Raw genomic sequence first — 929 nt, 5'->3', positions numbered from 1 at the left:
GTAATTTGATAGCCTCGTGGACTGTAGCCTAAACTGATTGCATAAGTAGCTACGAGCAAACGATCGTTAGTACAGTCACCCAAAAACTTTCTTGTTGAAGCATTGGAAAAAGAAAAATTGCCATAAAAGCAAATAATAGCGTAACACTTATCGAAGTAATTTTTGCGAGTTTGTCTAATGAGGCTTTGTAGATCATGGCAGTTAGAATTAAAAGAWHTAAGGGTGTATGGGGGATGCCTAGGCTCTTGAAGGCGATGAAGGACGTGTTAAGCTGCGATAAGCTACGGGGATTTGCACAAAAGAATTGATCCGTAGATTTCCGAATGGGGCAACCCAATGGTTTGAAGAACCATTACCACGAAGTGGGGCAAACCCGGAGAACTGAAACATCTAAGTACCCGGAGGAAGAGAAAACAAAAGTGATTCCGTAAGTAGTGGCGAGCGAACGCGGACTAGCCCAAACCGTTGTTGTTACGGCAATGACGGGGTTGTAGGACGTTTTTTTAGAAAGGATTTTAATTTGAATGAGTTGGGAAGCTCAGCCGTAGAAGGTGATAGCCCTGTAAAAGTAAGGAATCTGGACGTAAGCGTATCCTGAGTAGGGGGGAGCTGGTGAAACTCCCTTTGAATCAGCCGGCACCATCCGGTAAGGCTAAATACTAACAAGAGACCGATAGTGAACGAGTACTGTGAAGGAAAGGTGAAAAGTACCCCGAATAGGGGGGTGAAAAGACCCTGAAACCATACACTTACAAGCGGTCGGAGCAGCGCGATGCTGTGACGGCGTGCCTTTTGCATAATGACCCTACGAGTTACTCTTCCTGGCAAGATTAAGGATTGCAGATCTGGAGTCGGAGCGAAAGCGAGTCTGAAAAGGGCGTTTAGTCAGGGGGAGTAGACGCGAAACCTTGTGATCTACCCATGGCCAG

1 rRNA gene is annotated in these 929 nt (G+C 46.1%); it reads left to right on the top strand.

Annotated elements, in window-relative coordinates:
* Positions 1-206: 206 nt before the first annotated feature.
* A 23S ribosomal RNA gene (locus BWI92_RS26920) occupies positions 207-929 on the top strand; the annotation flags it as partial.

It is taken from the genome of Flectobacillus sp. BAB-3569 (assembly GCF_002270355.1).
GTDB lineage: Bacteria > Bacteroidota > Bacteroidia > Cytophagales > Spirosomataceae > Flectobacillus > Flectobacillus roseus.
This window is presented reverse-complemented; position numbering and strand designations above follow the sequence as displayed.